Source organism: Loktanella sp. SALINAS62 (genome assembly GCF_018263905.1).
Taxonomy (GTDB): Bacteria; Pseudomonadota; Alphaproteobacteria; order Rhodobacterales; family Rhodobacteraceae; genus Loktanella.
Map to the genome: position 1 here is coordinate 58715 of NZ_JAAFZU010000027.1, position 19834 is coordinate 78548.

Genomic DNA, 19834 nt, shown 5'->3' on the forward strand with positions numbered 1-19834 from the left:
ATTATGACCACTGACACTTTCCCCGACACCGCCCCGCCCGCGTCAGAAATTCAGGATATTCTGCGTGGCCAGAATGGTGACCCGTTCCGCACGCTGGGCATGCACCAGCAAGATGGCGGACCGGTTACGATCAACGTCTTTGCCCCCGACGCGACAGAAGTGACGTTGTGCGACGCCAAAGGCAAGGATGTCACAACGCTGACGCGGATCGATGACGAAGGATTCTTTCACGCCGCACTGCCCAAAAAGCGCAAGCCATTCGCCTATCGGCTGAAGATGCGCAATGCGGTCGGCCATACATGGGACGTGATCGACCCCTACGCCTGCGGTCCATGGCTGGGCGAAATGGACGAATACCTGCTGGGCGAAGGGCGGCACGAAGAACTGTACCGCAAGTTGGGCGCGCATCCGGTCACGCATGACGGGATCGACGGCACCGCGTTTGCCGTCTGGGCGCCCAACGCGCGCCGCGTATCGGTTGTGGGCCATTTCAATGCTTGGGACGGGCGCCGCCACCCCATGCGGCGACGCGGTGCATCGGGTGTGTGGGAAATCTTTCTGCCCGGCATCACACGCGGCGAGATCTATAAATATGAAATCGTCGGTGCCTATGGCCATGTACAGGCGCTGAAAACCGACCCGGTGGGCTTTCGCGCCGAACAGCCGCCCGAAACCGCGTCCATCGTGGATGGACTGATCCAGCGCGACTGGTCCGATGCCGAATGGTTCGCAAATCAGGATCGCGACCAACGCCGCGCGCCGATGTCCATCTACGAGGTGCATCCCGGCAGCTGGCGGCGTGGCGACGGCAATACGATGTTAAGCTACGAAGACATGGGTAACCAACTGATCGACTATGTGACCCAGATGGGGTTTACGCACGTCGAATTCCTGCCCATCGGTGAACACCCGTTTTCGGGGTCTTGGGGCTATCAGCCCATCGGACTTTTCGCGCCCACGTCACGGTTCGGCACGCCACAGGAATTTGCCGCCATGGTGGACCGTCTGCACGGGGCCGGGATCGGTGTGATCGTCGATTGGGTGCCCGCGCATTTCCCAACCGACGCGCATGGGCTGGGGCAATTCGACGGCACAGCGCTGTATGAACACGCGGACCCGCGACAGGGGTTTCATCAGGACTGGAACACGCTGATCTATAACTTTGGTCGGCGCGAGGTTGCGAATTTCCTGCGCGCCTCTGCCACGTATTGGCTGAAAGAGCTTCACGTCGATGCGCTGCGCGTCGATGCGGTCGCGTCGATGCTGTATCTGGATTATTCCCGCAACGACGGCGAATGGATTCCAAACCGCTATGGCGGGCGTGAAAATCTGGATGCCATCGATTTCCTGAAAGGCGTGAATGAAACCGCCCGCGATTATGCCCCGCATGCGCTGACCATCGCAGAAGAAAGCACCGCCTGGCCCGGTGTATCGCGTCCCGTGTCCGAAGACGGGCTGGGGTTCGATTTCAAATGGAACATGGGGTGGATGCACGACACGCTGGAATACATGCAGCAGGATCCGATCCACCGGAAATACCACCATCATTCCATGACCTTTGGACTGGTCTATGCGTTTTCGGAAAACTTTGTCCTCCCGCTCAGCCATGACGAGGTGGTCCACGGCAAAGGGTCCATGCTGAACAAGATGCCCGGCGACCGTTGGCAGCAGTTCGCGAACCTGCGCGCCTATTACGGGTTCATGTGGGGACACCCCGGCAAGAAGCTGTTGTTCATGGGCTGCGAATTCGGACAGGACCGCGAATGGAACCACGATCAATCGCTGGATTGGCACCTGCTGGATGACCCCATGCACGACGGCGTCCGCAAACTGGTCGCGGACTTGAACGCGCTTTACCGGTCCGAACCGGGCCTGCACGAACGCGACTGTCAGCCCGAAGGGTTTGACTGGATCGAAGGCGGCGATACCCAAAACAACGTCTTTTCGTTCGTCCGTTATGGCGAAGAGGGCACGAAACCGGTCGTGGTGGTCTGCAATATGTCGCCGGTGCTGCGGCAGGATTACCGTATCGGTGTCCCGCAGTCGGGCCAGTGGCGCGAGGCGCTCAACAGCGACGCTGCGGACTATGGTGGGTCCGGTGCTGGCAACCCGGACGGTCTGACGGCGGATGGCGACGCGACGCACGGGTTTGCCAATTCGCTGTCACTGACGCTGCCGCCCTTGTCATCGGTCTTTCTGGTGCCGGATGACTGACGCCTGCGCGCCGTCAGATCACAGCTTCAGGACGATCGGCACGATCAGCACCAGCGCAAAGATCCGCGCGAAATGGTGCACGGCGACATAGGCCGGATCATACCCCAGCGACAGGCCGATGGCGGCCATCGCTTCCACCCCGCCGGGCGCAAAAGCGATCCAGATCTGACCGAACGGCAGGCCGGTCAGAAGGTTTGCAATCACCGCAAAGCAAAGCGATACGACAAGCGCACTGCAGACGACGGCCAGACCGGCGGCGGCGTATTTTCGGAATTGCGCAGCGGTGACTCGGCTCATCCTTGACCCCAGAACGGCCCCGGTCAGTGCAAAGGCCGCAAAGATCGCCCAATCGGGGGCGAGGCCTTGCACCAGACCGACGGCGTGGCCAGACGCACTGATAACCATCCCAGCCAAGAGACACGCCGCAGGCAGGCCAGCCTGTGTGCCGAGAAGGCCCAGAATTATGGAAATGGCCAAAAGCGCAGCCAAGACAGGCAGGGACATGACAGTGACATCGACCGGCAACGCCACCGCCGATTGATCCAGCGCGACCGCCAGTGGCGGCACCGCGATGACCAGCACCAAAAGCCGCATCACCTGCAGGAACATGACGGCAGCGGCGTCGCCGCGGCCTTCGACCGCAATCGCGATGGCATTCGACATGGTGCCGGGCGAACTGGCCAGCGTCGCGGTCTGTGTATCCAGACCGAACCCCCGCGACAGCACCAGCCGCCCCGTCAGGATCGTTGCAAACAATGATGCGACAAGCACCACCAAACTTACGCTCCACGTGCCCAGTTGAGTGAACAATTGTTCATCCACCCCTGCCCCCAACGACACGCCGATAGTTGCAAAGGCCAGATTGCGCAGGGCGTCAGGCAGGCCGACACGCCCACCGATTGCAGCCAGCCCGGCCACGGCCAGCGTACTGCCGATCAGCGCACCCGCCGGAATTCCGACAATGGCGGCCAATGCCGCCCCCACAAACCCCGCCCCAAGGGTGGCAGCAGTGGACCGGATATTTATCATCATGGCGTTGCCCTTGTTCAGACGTTCCGCGTGCCGCACCTTGGCCACACTGGATCCGCAGGACTCTTTTGCAGCGCCCACCCAACATTGACCAGTCACCACCAAGGATCGACAGCTTCCGCCGCAGGTTGTTTATCGGGCGACCTACGGCGTCCAATCAATAAATTAATCCAGTTTTATCAGACGGATGATTGATCGCTGAACGCGCGTCCAAGTCTGGACATCCGCCCGGCCCCTCGGTTCGATGCCGCGTCAGGCGACCTTGATCGGTGGCCCGCTTTCCATGTTGCAGGAGGTTACACAATGGATCGTCGTTCTTTCATTCGCGCAGGCGCGCTGGGGGCCACGGCCACAGCACTGGCCGCACCCGCCATCGCGCAGGGCAATACCACGTGGCGGATGGTCACCACGTGGCCAAAGAATTTTCCCGGTCTGGGTGTCGGTGCCCAGCGCCTTGCTGACCGGATCACCACGGCTTCGGGTGGACGGCTGACCGTACAGGTCTTTTCCGCCGGTGAAATGGTCCCACCGCTGCAATCGCTGGACGCCGTGATCGACGGCACAGCTGAAATGAGCCACGGTGCTGCCTATTACTGGCAGAACAAATCCCCCGCCCTGTCGTTCTTTACCGGCGTGCCCTACGGCATGACCACGCAAGAACTGGGTGCTTGGGTCCGGTTCATGGGCGGTCAGGAAATCTGGGACGAGGTGTATGACCAGTTCGGCGTGCAGGGCTTTTTGTCAGGCAACACCGGCACGCAGGCCGGTGGCTGGTTCAAGAATGAACTGATGGGCGTCGAAGACGTCAATGGCCTGCGGTTCCGCACCCCCGGTCTGGGTGGTCAGGTCTGGGAAAAGCTGGGTGCGACCGTCACCAACATGGCTGCTGGCGAAATCTTTCAGGCCTTACAGTCCGGCACGCTGGACGCTGCAGAATTCGTCGGACCCTACAATGATCTGGCGCTGGGATTTTATCAGGTCTGCAAGAACTACTATTTCCCCAGCTTCGTGGAACCGGGGCTTGCGACCGAACTGGTCGTCGACAAGGCGAAATATCAGGCGCTGCCCGCAGACCTGCAAGCCATCGTGCGTGATTGCAGTCAGGCAGAATACGACATGGTCGCCGCCGATTTTGCCGCCAACGATCCGCGCGCGCTGCAAACGCTTGTGAACGATCATGGCGTGAACGTGCGGCAATTCCCCGACAGCATTCTGGAAGCAGGTGCCACCGCGTCGATGGAAGTGTTGACAGAACTGCGCGACAGCGGCGACGCACTGGTCAAGAAAACCGCCGAAAGCTTTGTTGAATCGCTGAAGGTGCTGCGCACCCGTACGCAAGACATCGACGCGCCCTTTGTGCAGGCCCGCGAAAAGTACCTGACGCTTTGACCTGACGGCCACTGAAAACGACAAAGGCCCGGACAGTGCGTCCGGGCCTTTTTGCATGCGGCGTCCGCGTCAGCCCGCGATTAGCCGGGGCAACCATGTGACGATGCCGGGGAATGCAAACAGGATCGCGATGGCGATAATCTGCAACACGACAAATGGGATGATCCCCTTGTAGATCGCGGATGTCGGCATGTCCGCAGGCGCCACCCCCCGCAGATAGAACAACGCAAAGCCAAAGGGCGGCGTCAGGAATGACGTTTGCAGGTTCACCCCCACGATCACGCCCAGCCAAACCGGGTCGACATCCAGCGCCAGCAGAACGGGCGCTGTGATCGGGATCACGATAAAGATGATTTCAAACGTATCGAGGATGAAACCCAGCAGGAACATGATCACCATGACGACCGCAACGGCGGCCATCGTGCCGCCCGGCAGGTCCGACAGGAATTCATGCACAAGATTGTCGCCACCCATCAGGCGGAACACGACTGAAAATACCGACGCGCCCAGCAGGATGATAAACACCATCGACGTGATCGTGGCCGTGGCGATCACCGTCTGATGCAGGATCGAAAATGACAGACGCCACCGCAACGCCGCAAGGACCATCGCGCCCACAGCGCCAACGGATGCGGCTTCTGTCGGGGTGGCAATGCCGCCCAAAATCGACCCCAGCACTGCCATGATCAGCAACAGCGGCGGAACCAGCGCCACCAGCACCTCGCGCCCAAGCGACGCGCGGTCCTCTGGGCTGAGCGGGGTGGCGGGAAGCGATTCCGGGTCGATGATAGCCTTGAAGATCGTGTAACCCAGATATAGCCCGACCAGCATCAACCCCGGCAGGATTGCGCCCGCGAACAGATCACCGACCGACACCGGAACCGGGGCAAAGTTGCCCTTTTCCATCTGCACCTGACTGTTGATGCCCGACAGCATATCGCCCATGAAAATCAGCACAGTGGACGGCGGAATGATCTGTCCCAGTGTGCCGGACGCGCAGATGACGCCGGTGGCGATCTTGGGGTCATAACCCGCGCGCAGCATTGCGGGCAGCGAAATCAGCCCCATCGTGACGACCGTTGCACCCACCACCCCCGTGGATGCCGCCAGCATCGCGCCCACCAGAATAACGGATAGGCCCAGCCCACCGCGCAGGTTGCCGAACAGTTTGCCCATGGTCAGCAACAGTTGTTCCGCGATCTGCGACCGTTCCAGCATGACGCCCATGAAAATGAACAGGGGCACCGCGACCAGCACCTCGTTCGTCATAAATCCGATATAGCGGTTCGGCAGCGCGCCGAAATTCGACGGATCGAACACGCCGAATGCCCAGCCGACGGCCCCGAACCCCAGGCTGACACCAGCCAGCGTAAAGGCGACCGGGAAACCCAGCAGCAAAAAGCCGATGATGCCAAAGAACATCAACCCAGCAAGCAATTCGCCCAGCATGACCGGATCCATCAGTGCAGCCCTTCGATTGCGGCGGTGTCCGCAGCGGATTGTGTCGCGGGGTAAGCCATCATCGGCGGCACCAGATCATCGCGCCCCGCCAGCACCAGCACGGACCGGCACAGCATCGCCACGCCCTGCAAGGCCAACAGCCCTGCGAACCCGATGATGAATGTTTTCAGGATATACAGTCCCGGCATACCGCCCACGTTGGCGGAGCCTTCGAAATAGGACCACGACCGCTGCACGAAAGGCAGCGAATAGATCAGCACGATATAGCAAAACGGCAGCAGGAACAGCAGCACGCCGATCAGGTCCACCTTGGCACGGGTTTTGACGCTGGCGGGGCGGTAAAAGATATCAACGCGGACATGATCGTCGCGCAACAACGCAAATCCCGCCACTGCCATGAACATGGCCCCGTTCAGCCAGATATACAGGTCTTGCAGCCACAGAAAACTGGTGGCGAACACGTAACGCAACACAACGACCGTGAAACAGACCACCACGATCCCCAGCGACAGCCACGCAAAGATCTGGCCGATCATCCAATTGACCCGGCTGATCGCCGCCGCAAGATAACCCAGTATCCGCAAAATCGAACCCCATTCACACTGTACACAGACGACGACGGCACGCCCCGCGTTTGCAGGTCCTTGCCGTGTCTTCATCCGCCGCGGACTGTGTGCAGTCAACCTTTGCCGCGCGCCATTTTCCGCGCAACCAGTCTGGATTTATGTTTTCTTGCATAGCCTTAATCAGGATCAAGAAACCCGACACAAACGGTTGCCCGCGATACCCGCATAGGAACCTGCGGGGCGTCTTTCCGGTTTTAGAAACATCTGATGTCAAACCTGAAGGAACACACGATGGACCATAAAACACATACACCGATGCGCGTCGAAGACCTGAACGTCACCAACGTCGAAGGCATCAACGTCTACGGCCCGGATGACCACGATATCGGCGATGTCTCTCATATGCACGGCGTAGGCCCGACGGCTGACGTCGTTGTGGACGTGGGCGGTTTTTTGGGGATCGGCGCAAAGCGTGTCGCCCTGCCCGTTTCGCAGTTGAATTTCATGCGTGATGAAAACGGCAATATTCATGCCACGACACGCATGACAAAAGACGAACTGAAAGAACTGCCGGAACACACGGACTGATCCGTCAAAAAACCGATCACGCGACGTGCCAGACGCGTCGCGTGATCCGGACTGTGTTACTGGCATTCCTGACAATCTGTCCCGTTGACGTGTGATGGCTTTTGCCGTCTACCCGCCGCGCACGTCCGCATGAACGCAAACCCGTGTTCTGCCGCCAAATCAGGAACCAATGCCCATGAAACGCATCCACCTTGGCGCGCGCCCCGACCTTGCACAAAAGGCGGAAGCGGCAGGTTTCACGTTTCATGCGATGTATGGCGAACCCTATTGGGACGAAGATACGGCTTACGCATTCACGCTTGCGCAGGTCGAAAACGATATTGAAGACCCCGCAACAGAACTGCACGAGATGTCCCGCGCCGCTGCAGCCGAGATTATCGCATCAGAAGAGCTGATGGAACGGCTGGCAATCCCGCGCGTGCACTGGGATTTGATCGCGGATTCATGGGCGTCCGGCCAGCCGGAACTTTATGGTCGGTTCGACCTGATCTATGATGGAACCGGCCCCGCAAAGATGATCGAATACAACGCGGATACGCCCACGGCCCTGTTCGAAAGCGCATCTTTTCAGTGGACATGGCTGGAAGACATGATTGCTAGCGGGGCCCTGCCCGACGGCAGCGACCAGTTCAACAGCATATTTGAGGCGTTGACCGCGCAGTTTCAGGCCATGTTCGCGCCCGGAACAGACATTCATTTCACAGCGTTCGAAGCGATGGTCGAAGATTACGCCACCGTTGAAATGCTGGCCTATGCCGCCCGCGCCGCCGATATGGGCGCACATTTCGTCGATCTGCCGCAGATCGGCGTCACCGATAGCGGCCAGTTCGCAGACGCGGATGCCCGCATCATCGGCAAGCTGTTCAAGCTTTATCCGTGGGAAGACCTGCTGCGCGACGATTTCGCCAAACATCTGGCTACAGCCAACTGCCAGTTCATCGAACCCGCATGGAAGGCTGTTGTGTCCAACAAAGGGCTGTTGCCCGTGCTGTGGCGCATGTTCGAAGGGCACCCCAACCTCTTGCCCAGTTTCTTTGCGGACGAAATGGACGCCGGGTCCGATGCTGTTGCACGCGCCAGCGAAGCCTTGGCCCACGGCACGGTAACGAAACCGGTGTTCGGTCGTGAAGGTGCGAGTGTGACCATTGCGCGCGGTGAACATGTGATAGAGGCATTGACGGATCAGACCTATGCCACACATCCGATGATCGTTCAGGCCTACGCCGAAATGCCTGAATTTGAAGGCTTTCATCCTGTTATCGGCGCATGGGTGGTGGGCCAAACCTGCGTCGGCATGGGTCTGCGTGAAGATAAATCGCGGATCACCCAGAACCTTAGCCGGTTCAAACCGCATTACATCCTTGACTGATCAACCCTATATATTGGGCAGTTAGCCGCAACGCCGTAGAAAGACCTGTCCATGACCGCACCGCATCTGTCGAAACGAACACGGATCATGCCCGCAATCCTGCTTGGGGCAAGCGCATTTGCGTTGACCGCCTGCGAAGATGACCGCGTGGACGCCAATGCCTTTCCGGACAAGGAATCCTGCGTCGCGGCGGCACGCGAAGGGCTACAGGCCTTTTCGGTCGCGGATTGCGAAACGGCGTTTGCCGAAGCGCTGGTCGAATACGAAAGATCGGCACCCCGCTATGACGATCTGGCACTGTGTGAAGAACAGCACGGCGGCGAATGCGTGGCCCAGCAGGGTGCGGGCGGTTCGTCGATCTTTATGCCGCTGATGGCGGGCTACCTGATGGGCAGTCTGTTAAGCAACAGCAGGGCACAGACCCAGCCCCTGTATCGCGATTCAGCAGGTAAATTCGCGACGGCGTCCGGTGCGACGGTGCTGAATACGAACCGGGGCAGCGGAAAAATGGCCGCCGCCAGCTTTCGCGCGGCCCCGACAACAGCGACTGCGGCCCCGATGTCGCGCGCCACGGTCAACGCGACCGGCGGCTTTGGGTCCAGCCGTACGGGTGGCTTTTCAAGCGGCCGCACCACATCGGGCGGTTAAGACAGACCAGCGCATCGGTTCTGTGCCGTCTGTCAAAGCTGGTAGTGTCATGATGCCCAAGCATCGGCCAGCCGTTCAAAGGGCAGGACAAGCCCTGTCGGCTGCTTTGATTATAGCGGCCATGGCTCAATAACATTTAACGGATGAAACCCAGGTCGCAATTGTCACAAAAGTGACGTATCAAAACTCTAGTGACTGCAAGGAAACTAAACCCTGGGGATACCATGAAAACCATAGCCACCCTTACGACCGCTGCCACGATTGCAATGGCACTGCCAGCCCATGCGGAATTCGCTTTGGACGCGCGTTTCACCGATGCCGACGGCGATCTGGTCGCGGACATTCCGACCGATGCGGAACAGCTTCTTGACCCTGAAACACTGATTTTCGCATACACCCCGGTCGAAGACCCCGCCGTCTATGCCGAAGTCTGGCAAGGTTTTCTTGACCATATGTCAGAAGCAACCGGTCGCAATGTTCAGTTCTTCCCGGTCCAGTCAAACGCTGCACAACTGGAAGCCATGCGCGCAGGTCGTTTGCACATCGCGGGTTTCAACACAGGTGCCAACCCGCTGGCCGTGGCCTGTGCCGGGTTCCGCCCCTTTGCGATGATGGCAGCAGAGGATGGTTCATTCGGCTACGAAATGGAAATCATCACGCACCCCGAATCCGGCATCAGCGACGTGGAAGGCATCCGTGGCCAGCAGATGGCGTTCACGTCCGAGACGTCCAATTCCGGTTTCAAAGCGCCGTCCGCAATCCTGTCTGCGGAGTTCGGAATGGTCGCTGGTGACGATTTTGAACCCGTCTTTTCCGGCTCGCACGACAATTCGATCCTGGGTGTGGCTAACCAGGACTATCCTGCCGCCGCGATCGCCAATTCGGTGCTGGCGCGCATGATCGAACGCGATGCGGTCACGTCCGACCAAATTTCGTCGATCTATACCTCGCAGACATTTCCGACCACGGGTTACGGCACGGTCTACAACCTGACCCCCGAACTTCAGGAATCGATCCAAGAGGCGTTTTTCAGCTTTGACTGGGAAGGTTCCGCGTTGGAGGCAGAGTTCAAAAACTCTGGCGAAGCACAGTTCATCCCGATCACATTTCAGGAAGAATGGTCGGTGATCCGCACCATCGACGAGGCCAACAGCGTCGTTTACGATTGCAACTAATCGTTAAGTTTGCATGATTTTGCCACGGGCGGCCTCGCGCCGCCCGTCTGCATTCGCACGAAAGAAATATACAGATGTTGATCCTCGATGGTCTGTCAAAGACCTATAAGACTGGTGACGCTGCCTTGGCAGACGTATCGCTGACTGTTCCAAAAGGTCAGATCCTCGGGCTGATCGGTCCATCAGGGGCGGGTAAATCGACGCTGATCCGGTGTATCAATCGCCTGGTGCAGCCGACCAGCGGCAAGGTGCTTTTGGGCGATGTGGATCTTGTGCGGCTGGGCAAGGCCGATCTGCGCCGACAGCGTCGCAGGATCGGCATGATCTTTCAGGAATATGCGCTGGTTGAACGGTTGACCGTGATGGAAAACGTCCTGTCCGGCAGATTGGGATACGTGCCGTTCTGGCGCAGCTTCCTGCGGAAATATCCGCCAGCCGACATTCAGCGCGCGTATCAGTTGCTGGACCGTGTCGGGTTGATGGCACATGCCGATAAACGGGCGGATGCGCTGTCAGGCGGTCAACGCCAACGCGTCGGCATCGCTCGGGCACTGGCCCAAGACCCAGAGCTGCTGCTGGTCGATGAACCGACCGCCAGCCTTGATCCAAAGACCAGCCGTCAGATCATGCGCCTGCTGACGGAAATTTGCAGCGAACGCGGGCTTCCCGCCATCGTCAACATCCATGACGTGCCGCTGGCGCAGCAGTTCATGCAGCGCATCGTTGGGTTGCGCGCGGGCCGGGTGGTGTTTGACGGGACGCCGGAACAACTGACCCACGAGGCACTGACCACGATCTATGGCGCCGAAGACTGGAATGAAATGCGCCGTGGCGATCAGGAACAAACAAACGCCGAAGAAGACGCGCGCAATCGCATGGCGGCCCTGGTCCAATGACCAATTCCGCCTACCCCACTACATGGCGCCGCCCGCCGCAGATCATCAAGAACCGACGCTGGCGCATTGCGTTCCAATTGGCTGTCCTGATTTATCTTGTCCTCGCCATCAGCACCGTCGATGTGAACTGGTCGCGCGTTTATGACGGGCTGGAACGCGGTCAACGTTTTGTCATGGGCTTTCTGCAACCGGACTTTGAAAGCCGCTGGCGCGATATCAGCCAAGGTCTGATCGAAAGCCTGACCATGACGTTGACATCGACCGTCGTGGGCGTGGCCATTTCGATCCCGATCGGGATCGGTGCGGCGCGCAACCTTGCGCCGCGCTGGATATATTACATCTGCCGATCCATCATTGCCGTCAGCCGCGCCTTGCAGGAAATAATCATCGCAATCTTTCTGGTGGCGATGTTCGGTTTTGGCCCCTTTGCGGGTTTTCTGACGCTAAGTTTCGCCACCATCGGCTTTATCGCCAAGCTGCTTGCAGACGATATCGAAGAAATTGACGAATCTCAGGCCGAAGCGGTGCGCGCTACTGGCGCATCATGGGTGCAATTGGTGAATTATGCGGTTCAGCCACAGGTCATGCCACGCCTGATCGGCTTGTCGCTTTATCGGCTCGACATCAATTTTCGCGAAAGCGCGGTTATCGGGATCGTTGGCGCAGGGGGAATCGGGGCCACGCTGAATACCGCCATCGACCGTTATGAATACGATAGCGCGGGCGCCATCCTGTTGATCATCATCGCCATCGTCATGGTCGCTGAATACAGCTCTAGTTATCTGCGGAAGTTCCTTCAATGACCGAAATCTCGCATTACAGTCAGGTCTGGTCCTATCGCACGCCGCGCGGGCGGTTGGCGCTTTGGGGCGCGTGGCTCGCACTGGTGGCCCTGTTCGTGTTTTGCTGGCAGGTCATGACAAAGGACACGATCTGGTTTTTTGTCACCGACGCACCGCGGCAGGCCGCTGACATCGGCAACCGGATGATGCCACCGCGCTGGTCCTATCTTCCGGAACTATGGGCACCGCTTTGGGATACCATCAACATCGCAACGCTAGGCACCATCGGCGGGGTGATCATGGCCGTGCCCGTGGCGTTCATGGCTGCGCGCAACACGACACCGTCGGCGCGGATTCTGCGCCCGCTTGCATTGTTCATCATCGTGGCGTCGCGGTCGATCAACTCTTTGATCTGGGCGCTGCTGCTGGTGGCGATCATCGGTCCGGGCCTGTTGGCCGGCATCGTCGCCATCGCGCTACGTTCCATCGGTTTTGTGGGCAAGCTGCTGTATGAGGCCATTGAGGAAACCGATGCCAACCAGATCGAAGCGATCACCGCGACAGGCGCGAGTGGCGCACAGGTTCTAAGCTACGGAATCGTGCCGCAGATCATGCCTGCGTTCTGGGGCATCACGGTGTTCCGCTGGGACATCAATATCCGTGAAAGCACCATTCTGGGACTGGTCGGGGCGGGTGGCATCGGGCTAAAGCTTCAGGCTTCATTAAACACACTGGCATGGAGTCAGGTCACGGTGATCCTGTTGCTGATCCTTGCCACGGTCGTTCTCAGCGAATGGGTGTCAGCGCGGGTGCGGCACGCGATCATCTGATCGGGGTTCGGACCGCCGGCCCCCTGACGCGACTGGGGGCGGACATCATCAAGATGTGCGCACCGTGACGGGGTTGCGATTGCATCTGTGATTTCGCACGGCAATCCACCATACAGGGGCGCATGAACGTTTATCGTCAAAAGGTTTTCGTGTTGACCGGCGCGCTGGCGCTGACCGCCCTGCTGGTCGGTGCGCTGACGTTGCCGCATCTGCAACAGCACTACCTGCGCGAACAAGCGGAAGACGACACACAATTGCTGCATCTTGCAAAACAAAGCCTGCAGGCGGCACTTGAGCGATATGCACCGCTGCCCGCATTGATTGCCGAACGTCCAAGTCTGGGACAGCTGCTGGAAAATCCCGACACCCCTGCCTTGGCGGCCACCGTCAACGAGGATTTGCGCCAGACTGCCGCGATGGTGCATGCGTCGGACGTGTTTTTGATGGACATTACCGGGCGCACGATTGCTGCCGCGACCTATCAGGACGACGGCAGTTATGTCGGGCGCAATTTCAGCCACCAGACCTATTTCACGAACGCGCTTTACGGCGCGCTCAGCAGCTTTCAGGTGTCTGGCACCACCACCGGCGAAAGGGGCTATTTCTATGCCGCCCCGGTCGAAGTCGGGGATCGCATCGTCGGTGTGTTGGCCATCAAGTTCAATATCGAAGCGTTCAACAGCGTCTGGAACGGCGCCAGCCGCGAATTCATCGTGTCAGACACGAACGGCTTTGTGCTGATGTCGTCGCGGCCCGACTGGCATTTCCGCGCCATGCGGCCGCTGACGGATGCCACACGGCGCGTGATCGCACAAAACCTGCAATATCCGATCGACCGGATAGAATTGCTGCCGATCACAACCGAGGATTTAAGCGATACGGCCCAACGGGTGACGATCACGGGGGACACGACGGACAGCTTTGTGATGACCTTTGTCACCTTGCCTCAGCGGGGCTGGACCATGACAGCATTGCAGTCGACGGCCCCTGCCCTGCTGACGGCCGTGACGACCTTGTTGATGATCGGGTTGATCGTCTTGCTGCTGATCGCAGCGTTGCTGTCCTATCTGTTGAAACAGGCGCGCCAAAAAGAGGCGCTGATCAGCGAGCAAAGGGCAAAAAGGCTGCTGGAAACAACCGTCAGTCAACGCACGGCGGACCTGCAAAAAGCGCTGGAACATCTGAAAAATACCCAGACCGACCTTATTCAGGCGGGTAAACTGTCGGGGCTGGGCCAGATGTCTGCCGCCCTGTCACATGAATTCAACCAGCCCTTGGCTGCAGTCAAAACCTATGCCGATAACGCGCGCGCTTTTCTGGACCGCGACCGGGTGGCAGAGGCGCGCGACAATATCGACCGCATTTCAAAAATGGCGGACCGGATGGCGTCAATCTCTGCGCATCTGCGCAACTTTGCGCGCCGACCGCAGCAAGCGACAGGCCCGCTTTTGCTGAACAAGGTGGTGCATGATGCGTTGGCGGTCATCGATGTGCGGCTGGCGTCCGGCGCGGGGCGCATCGACTATACCGCGCCGATCGACGATGTGTATGTGACAGGCGGCCATGTTCGTTTGCAGCAGGTGATCGTCAACATGCTGAACAATGCACTGGACGCCATGGAAGGACAGACCGACCCACTGGTCACGCTGACCGTGTCCGGGCACAGCATCGTGGTGCGCGACCGGGGGCCGGGGGTCGACGCAGCCACAGCCGACCAGATGTTCGATCCGTTCTTTACGACCAAGCCACCGGGCAAGGGGCTGGGGTTGGGATTGTCGATTTCCTACAATATCGTCACCGACTTTGGCGGGACCATGACGGCGGCCAATCATCCCGACGGCGGTGCCGTATTCACCGTGACACTGCAACCGGCAACACCGCTGCGCGAGGCGGCGGAATGACCCAGACCGTGCTGTTCGTCGATGACGAAGAAGAACTGCGCAACGCCGGGCACCAAACGTTGATGCTACACGATCTGCCCGCCGATATCTTTGAACGGGCCGAAGACGCGCTGGCCCGGATCAGTCGCGGGTTTCCCGGTGTGCTGGTCACCGATATCCGTATGCCGGGGCGGGACGGTCTGTGGCTGATGCGGCAGGCCCTGGAAATCGATCCGGAATTCCCCGTGATCCTTGTCACCGGGCATGGCGACGTTGATCTGGCCGTGCAGTCGATGCGCGAAGGCGCATATGATTTCATCGAAAAACCCTTTGCCCCGATGCGGCTGGTCAGCACGATTCATCACGCACTGGAAAAACGACGGCTGACGCTGGAAAACCGGTCCCTGAAGCGCGAAGTCGGCTGTCGTGACAAGGTTGAATCGCGCCTGATCGGACAATCCGATGTCATGGTCGAACTGCGCAAGAACATCGCCACCATCGCCCGGACAGATACTGACGTGCTGATCAAGGGCCCGACCGGGGCGGGCAAGGATCTGACCGCGCGGGCCTTGCACGATATGTCCGACCGCGCCCCGCATCCATTCGTCCATATCAACTGTGCCGCCCTGCCAGTCGATCTGGTGGAAACGGAATTGTTCGGGCACGAAGCAGGCGCATTCGCGGGGGCCATGCGGGCACGGTTCGGAAAATTCGAATACGCCCGCAAGGGCAGTGTATTTCTGGACGAAATCGACAGCTTGCCAGTGACCGTGCAGGCAAAATTGCTTCACGCCATACAGGCGCGCGAAATTACGCGGCTGGGGTCCAACGAACCGGTAGCGCTGGATATTCGCATCATTGCCGCTGTGAAATCCGATCTGGAACTCGCAGTCGCGGCGGGCACGTTCCGCGCTGATCTGCTGTATCGCCTGAACGTCGTGACGATTGCAGTGCCGCCGCTGGATGCACGACGCGACGATATACCGTCACTGTTTCTGAACCTTGTTGCACAGGCAGCCGCCCGATATTCCAGACAGATGCCTGATGTCCCGGCAGAGGTTTTATCGCGCATGGCAACCCGCGCTTGGCCCGGCAACGTGCGCGAACTGCGCAATGCTGCAGATAGATTCGTGCTGGGTCTGGATACCGCAGATGCGACCCTGTCGGTGGATGAACAGACCGGGACATTGGCCGCTGCGGTTGCGGCCCATGAAAAGTCCCTGATTGTGGCGGCATTGACGGCGCAGGGCGGCAAACTGAAACCCACCTACGAAACCTTGGGCCTGTCCCGCAAAGCGCTTTATGACAAGATGCAGAAATACAATATTTCCAAAGGTGACGCCGAAACCTGACCGCGCATCCCTGCGCATGTTTCGGTTCCGACACATGCAAATGCCAATTTGCCCCCTTTGTAACCCATAGGCCGCCGACACTGCGATATTTTAGCCAATCGCGACCGGTTAGACGGTTGCGCCGGGCGCATAGCTGCATTGATAACCGCGCGGATCGGGATTTTTCTGCCCGTTCGATATCACGCCGACCCCAAAAAGGTCGGTCAATTCTGTGGAGGAAAACACATGAAATTTGCAGCTCTTGTTGCGACGACGGCACTGACAGCAACATCCGTCTATGCCGAAGCGCACGAAGACCGCACCGACTGGCCTGAAAGCTTTACCGTTGGCACGGCGTCGCAGGGTGGCACCTATTTCGCCTATGGTTCTGGCTGGGGCAACCTTGTTGCCGAAGAGCTGGGCCTGACCGGCGGTGGTGAAGTCACCGGCGGCCCGATGCAGAACATGGCACTGGTCCACACCGGTGATGCGCAATTCGGCATGACGACCATGGGCCCGGCAGCCGAATCCGTCGCTGGCACCAATCCGATCGCCCCCGGTCTGGAAATGACCAACGCCTGCGCGATGTTCCCGATGTACCAGACGCCGTTCTCGGTGACGGCACTGACATCGTCCGGCATCACGACCGTTTCAGAAATTCCCGACGGCGCGCGCATCGGTTTCGGTCCTGCCGGGTCCACGTCCGACACCTATTTCCCGCGCATGATGGAAACGCTGGGCGTTGAATTCGAACGTCGCAACGGCGCATGGGCGGACCTTGGTGGTCAGCTTCAGGATGGCCTGCTGGACGTGATCGCATTTGCCGCCGGTGTGCCCGTGCCAGCCGTCAGCCAATTGGAAGTGCAAACCGACGTGAACATCATCGAGTTCACCGAAGAAGAGCAGGCCCAGTTGATGGAAACTTTCCCGGTTGCCAACTTTGAAATTGGTGCAGACACCTACACCTCGCTTGAAGAGCCGGCGCGGTCGGTGTCGATGTGGAACTTTGCAATCGCCAACTGCGATCTGCCCGCCAGCTTTGTCAAAGCGGCTGTTGACGTGGTGATGTCCGACAACGAGCGTATGGTGAACATCCACCGCGCCGCCCGTTCGACGCTGCCCGAAAACTGGGACAAGAACAACAACGTGCTGAAATGGCACCCCGGTGCGGCTGAATGGTTCATCGAAAACGCGGACGCGGACATTCCCGCCGACCAGATCTTCGGCAACTAAGCCCGATCTGCACAGGGCCGCGCTTTGGCGCGGCCCCTACGATATCACGCCGACAATCCAACACTTTGTTGCACCAGTGCGCCCGAACAGGGCGCCTGCGTGCCGATGGGGCTTTTCATGACCACCAACACACAACTTGACGATCAGACAGATGGGCCTGTGATTGCTGACGGGGTCGACGACGAACCTGTCGAACACAACCGCCGCATCTATGCAGGCAATACCTATATCGCCGTCGCGGTGCTGTCAGGCTTTTACGCGCTGTTCCATATGGCGGCATTGAATGGGTGGTCGATCAACAGCTGGACCGGAATCGACATTCCGGGACTCCCTTCATTTCCGATGGAAACATGGAATTTCCGCATCGTGCATATCGCCGGCGCGTTGATCCTGGGTTTCTTTTTGTATTCCGCGCGGTCATTCTCCGAGGCTGATCATGGCGGATATAAACACCCGCTTGATCTGGTGGCCTATGCCGCCGCCATACCGGCACTTTATGCGCTTTATACCGCGATGTCGTTTGCGTCACAAATTGCCGGTGGCACCATGTGGAACGGGATGGATGCGGGCATTCGCAATGCAGAAATCTACCATTACGGTCTGCCGTTGCTGGTCGCGACCACCGCCGGGATCGTGCTGGGCTGGATGCGCCCCCGCGTTCGCGGGGCCATCGCAAGCGCAGATATCGTGCTTGCGATCTGTGCCGTTGCAGTCGCCGCCTATCTGATCACGATCTATGGCACGTTGATGCGCAATTCCACGGGCACACCCTTTGCCCCGATCGGCATCAGCCTTGCGGCGGTCGCAGGTACGGCCCTGATCATGGAAATGACCCGCCGCGTCGCCGGGCTGGCGCTGATCATCATTGCGGGCGTCTTTTTGGTCTATGTGTTCGTCGGTGATCTTTTGCCGGGGTTCCTGAACGCGCCGAATATCGCGTGGGACCGGTTCTTTAGCCAAGTCTATACGGACGCTGGTATCCTTGGGCCGACCACTGCGGTGTCATCGACCTATATCATCTTGTTCATCATCTTTGCGGCCTTTTTACAGGCATCCAAGGTCGGTGATTATTTCGTTAACTTTGCCTTTGCCGCCGCCGGTCGCGCGCGCGGTGGCCCGGCCAAGGTCGCGATTTTTGCGTCCGGCCTGATGGGTATGATCAACGGTACCTCTGCCGGGAACGTCGTGGCGACGGGGTCGCTGACCATCCCGCTGATGAAAAAGGTGGGATACAAACCCCAGACCGCCGGCGCGGTCGAAGCTGCGGCATCCACGGGCGGTCAGATCATGCCGCCGATCATGGGCGCAGGCGCGTTCATCATGGCCGAAATCACCGGTATTCCCTATACCGACATCGCGATCGCGGCGATTATCCCGGCCGTGCTGTATTTCGTATCCATCTATTTCATGGTGGATTTCGAAGCAGCCAAGCTGGGTATGCGCGGCATGCGCGAGGATGAGTTGCCAAAGTTCCGCAACATGGTCCGGCGGGTGTTCCTGTTCCTGCCCATCATCATCCTGATTGCTGCGCTGTTCATGGGATATTCGGTCATCCGGGCGGGCACGCTTGCCACCGCATCGGCGGCGGTCGTCAGTTGGTTCACGCCCTACCGGATGGGGATCAAATCCGTATCAAAGGCGTTTGAACTGGCGGGCATCATGTCGATCCAGATCATCGCGGTCTGTGCCTGCGCGGGTATCATCGTTGGTGTGATTTCACTGACCGGCGTGGGTGCGCGGTTCTCGTCCGTGCTGCTGAACATCGCAGATGCAAACCAGTTGCTGGCCCTGTTTTTCGCAATGTGTATTTCCATCCTGTTGGGGATGGGGATGCCGACGACAGCAGCGTATGCGGTGGCCGCGTCCGTGGTGGCGCCGGGCTTGATCCAACTGGGGATTCCGGCGCTGACGGCACATTTCTTTGTGTTCTATTTTGCGGTCGTGTCCGCGATCACGCCGCCTGTGGCACTTGCCAGTTATGCGGCGGCTGGCATTTCGGGATCGAACCCGATGTCGACCTCTATGGCGTCGTTCAAGATCGGGATTTCCGCCTTTATCGTGCCGTTCATGTTCTTCTACAACAGTGCGATCCTGTTCGATGGCGCGTGGTATGAAATTCTGCGCGCAGCGGCGACGGCCATATTCGGTGTGTTTCTGCTATCGTCCGGCGTACAGGGGTGGTGGGTCGGCGGTCGCGCATCCGTCGTTGTCCGGGTGGGCCTGATTGTGGTCGCCTTGTTCATGATCGAAGGCGGACTGATCTCTGACGCGATCGGGGTCGGCGGGGCGGTCGCGCTGTATCTGCTGACCAAGGCGACCCGGCCAAAAACCGGCAAGGACAGCGCAGCCGCAGCCTGAACCGACACCAGCACACAAGACGAAAAAAGCGGGGCACGTGGCCCCGCTTTTTTATGTGTCTGGCTTGCTCTGTTTCGCGCCACGC

The 19834-nt window shown here is 59.3% G+C and carries 16 protein-coding genes; 13 read left to right on the plus strand and 3 right to left on the minus strand.

Annotated features, from left to right (window positions below; all coding sequences use genetic code 11):
- Positions 1-3 precede the first annotated feature (3 nt).
- Complete coding sequence (glgB, locus tag GZH79_RS09545) at positions 4-2214, plus strand: 1,4-alpha-glucan branching protein GlgB (protein WP_211643564.1); 2211 nt, start codon at positions 4-6, stop codon at positions 2212-2214.
- An 18-nt stretch (positions 2215-2232) separates the two neighbouring features.
- Here glgB and GZH79_RS09550 read toward each other — a convergent pair whose 3' ends face one another.
- Complete coding sequence (locus GZH79_RS09550) at positions 2233-3246, minus strand: AbrB family transcriptional regulator (RefSeq protein WP_211643565.1); 1014 nt, start codon at positions 3244-3246, stop codon at positions 2233-2235.
- A 300-nt stretch (positions 3247-3546) separates the two neighbouring features.
- On the opposite strand from GZH79_RS09550, the gene GZH79_RS09555 reads away from it, so the two are divergent.
- Entirely contained in the window at positions 3547-4632 is a 1086-nt protein-coding gene (locus GZH79_RS09555; protein ID WP_211643566.1) for a TRAP transporter substrate-binding protein, read from the plus strand.
- 69 nt (positions 4633-4701) lie between these two features.
- On the opposite strand, the gene GZH79_RS09560 is transcribed toward GZH79_RS09555, so the two are convergent.
- Positions 4702-6093 (minus strand): TRAP transporter large permease subunit, encoded by a 1392-nt coding sequence (locus GZH79_RS09560; protein ID WP_211643567.1) that lies wholly within the window; start codon positions 6091-6093, stop codon positions 4702-4704.
- Positions 6093-6677: a TRAP transporter small permease subunit gene (locus GZH79_RS09565; protein ID WP_249219073.1), complete on the minus strand. Its 585-nt coding sequence runs from the start codon at positions 6675-6677 to the stop codon at positions 6093-6095. Before GZH79_RS09565 ends, GZH79_RS09560 begins: the two co-directional genes overlap by 1 nt.
- Before the next feature lie 273 nt (positions 6678-6950).
- On the opposite strand from GZH79_RS09565, the gene GZH79_RS09570 reads away from it, so the two are divergent.
- From GZH79_RS09570 to GZH79_RS09620, 11 genes are all read left to right on the plus strand, one after another.
- Entirely contained in the window at positions 6951-7247 is a 297-nt protein-coding gene (locus tag GZH79_RS09570; RefSeq protein ID WP_211643568.1) for a PRC-barrel domain-containing protein, read from the plus strand.
- A 175-nt stretch (positions 7248-7422) separates the two neighbouring features.
- The gene (locus GZH79_RS09575) at positions 7423-8616 is read left to right on the plus strand and encodes a glutathionylspermidine synthase family protein (RefSeq protein ID WP_211643569.1); all 1194 of its coding nucleotides are present in this window, start codon (positions 7423-7425) and stop codon (positions 8614-8616) included.
- A 51-nt stretch (positions 8617-8667) separates the two neighbouring features.
- Complete coding sequence (locus GZH79_RS09580) at positions 8668-9264, plus strand: DUF1190 domain-containing protein (RefSeq protein WP_211643570.1); 597 nt, start codon at positions 8668-8670, stop codon at positions 9262-9264.
- Positions 9265-9488: 224 nt separating this feature from the next.
- The gene (gene phnD, locus GZH79_RS09585; protein ID WP_211643571.1) at positions 9489-10439 is read left to right on the plus strand and encodes a phosphate/phosphite/phosphonate ABC transporter substrate-binding protein; all 951 of its coding nucleotides are present in this window, start codon (positions 9489-9491) and stop codon (positions 10437-10439) included.
- 74 nt (positions 10440-10513) lie between these two features.
- Positions 10514-11335 carry a phosphonate ABC transporter ATP-binding protein gene (gene phnC / locus GZH79_RS09590; protein ID WP_211643572.1) on the plus strand — a complete coding sequence of 274 codons (822 nt, stop codon included), beginning with the start codon at positions 10514-10516 and terminating at the stop codon, positions 11333-11335.
- Positions 11332-12138 carry a phosphonate ABC transporter, permease protein PhnE gene (gene phnE, locus GZH79_RS09595; protein ID WP_211643573.1) on the plus strand — a complete coding sequence of 269 codons (807 nt, stop codon included), beginning with the start codon at positions 11332-11334 and terminating at the stop codon, positions 12136-12138. Before phnC ends, phnE (GZH79_RS09595) begins: the two co-directional genes overlap by 4 nt.
- Complete coding sequence (phnE, locus tag GZH79_RS09600; RefSeq protein WP_211643574.1) at positions 12135-12947, plus strand: phosphonate ABC transporter, permease protein PhnE; 813 nt, start codon at positions 12135-12137, stop codon at positions 12945-12947. Before phnE (GZH79_RS09595) ends, phnE (GZH79_RS09600) begins: the two co-directional genes overlap by 4 nt.
- A gap of 122 nt (positions 12948-13069) precedes the next feature.
- On the plus strand, positions 13070-14848 hold the full coding sequence (locus tag GZH79_RS09605; RefSeq protein WP_211643575.1) for an ATP-binding protein: 1779 nt from the start codon (positions 13070-13072) through the stop codon (positions 14846-14848).
- Positions 14845-16179 (plus strand): sigma-54 dependent transcriptional regulator, encoded by a 1335-nt coding sequence (locus GZH79_RS09610; RefSeq protein WP_211643576.1) that lies wholly within the window; start codon positions 14845-14847, stop codon positions 16177-16179. Before GZH79_RS09605 ends, GZH79_RS09610 begins: the two co-directional genes overlap by 4 nt.
- A gap of 225 nt (positions 16180-16404) precedes the next feature.
- Positions 16405-17391 carry a TAXI family TRAP transporter solute-binding subunit gene (locus GZH79_RS09615; protein ID WP_211643577.1) on the plus strand — a complete coding sequence of 329 codons (987 nt, stop codon included), beginning with the start codon at positions 16405-16407 and terminating at the stop codon, positions 17389-17391.
- A 117-nt stretch (positions 17392-17508) separates the two neighbouring features.
- Positions 17509-19749 (plus strand): TRAP transporter fused permease subunit, encoded by a 2241-nt coding sequence (locus GZH79_RS09620; protein WP_211643578.1) that lies wholly within the window; start codon positions 17509-17511, stop codon positions 19747-19749.
- The last annotated feature ends 85 nt before the right edge of the window (positions 19750-19834 follow it).

What these genes read in the sequence shown, in the direction of transcription:
- GZH79_RS09570 (WP_211643568.1), top strand. Translation starts at nt 6,951, where the DNA reads ATGGACCATAAAACACATACACCGATGCGCGTCGAAGACCTGAACGTC.
- phnE (WP_211643574.1), top strand. Translation starts at nt 12,135, where the DNA reads ATGACCGAAATCTCGCATTACAGTCAGGTCTGGTCCTATCGCACGCCG.
- phnE (WP_211643573.1), top strand. Translation starts at nt 11,332, where the DNA reads ATGACCAATTCCGCCTACCCCACTACATGGCGCCGCCCGCCGCAGATC.
- GZH79_RS09575 (WP_211643569.1), top strand. Translation starts at nt 7,423, where the DNA reads ATGAAACGCATCCACCTTGGCGCGCGCCCCGACCTTGCACAAAAGGCG.
- GZH79_RS09605 (WP_211643575.1), top strand. Translation starts at nt 13,070, where the DNA reads ATGAACGTTTATCGTCAAAAGGTTTTCGTGTTGACCGGCGCGCTGGCG.
- GZH79_RS09555 (WP_211643566.1), top strand. Translation starts at nt 3,547, where the DNA reads ATGGATCGTCGTTCTTTCATTCGCGCAGGCGCGCTGGGGGCCACGGCC.
- GZH79_RS09620 (WP_211643578.1), top strand. Translation starts at nt 17,509, where the DNA reads ATGACCACCAACACACAACTTGACGATCAGACAGATGGGCCTGTGATT.
- glgB (WP_211643564.1), top strand. Translation starts at nt 4, where the DNA reads ATGACCACTGACACTTTCCCCGACACCGCCCCGCCCGCGTCAGAAATT.
- GZH79_RS09550 (WP_211643565.1), bottom strand. Translation starts at nt 3,246, where the DNA reads ATGATGATAAATATCCGGTCCACTGCTGCCACCCTTGGGGCGGGGTTT.
- GZH79_RS09610 (WP_211643576.1), top strand. Translation starts at nt 14,845, where the DNA reads ATGACCCAGACCGTGCTGTTCGTCGATGACGAAGAAGAACTGCGCAAC.
- GZH79_RS09560 (WP_211643567.1), bottom strand. Translation starts at nt 6,093, where the DNA reads ATGGATCCGGTCATGCTGGGCGAATTGCTTGCTGGGTTGATGTTCTTT.
- phnD (WP_211643571.1), top strand. Translation starts at nt 9,489, where the DNA reads ATGAAAACCATAGCCACCCTTACGACCGCTGCCACGATTGCAATGGCA.
- GZH79_RS09615 (WP_211643577.1), top strand. Translation starts at nt 16,405, where the DNA reads ATGAAATTTGCAGCTCTTGTTGCGACGACGGCACTGACAGCAACATCC.
- phnC (WP_211643572.1), top strand. Translation starts at nt 10,514, where the DNA reads ATGTTGATCCTCGATGGTCTGTCAAAGACCTATAAGACTGGTGACGCT.
- GZH79_RS09580 (WP_211643570.1), top strand. Translation starts at nt 8,668, where the DNA reads ATGACCGCACCGCATCTGTCGAAACGAACACGGATCATGCCCGCAATC.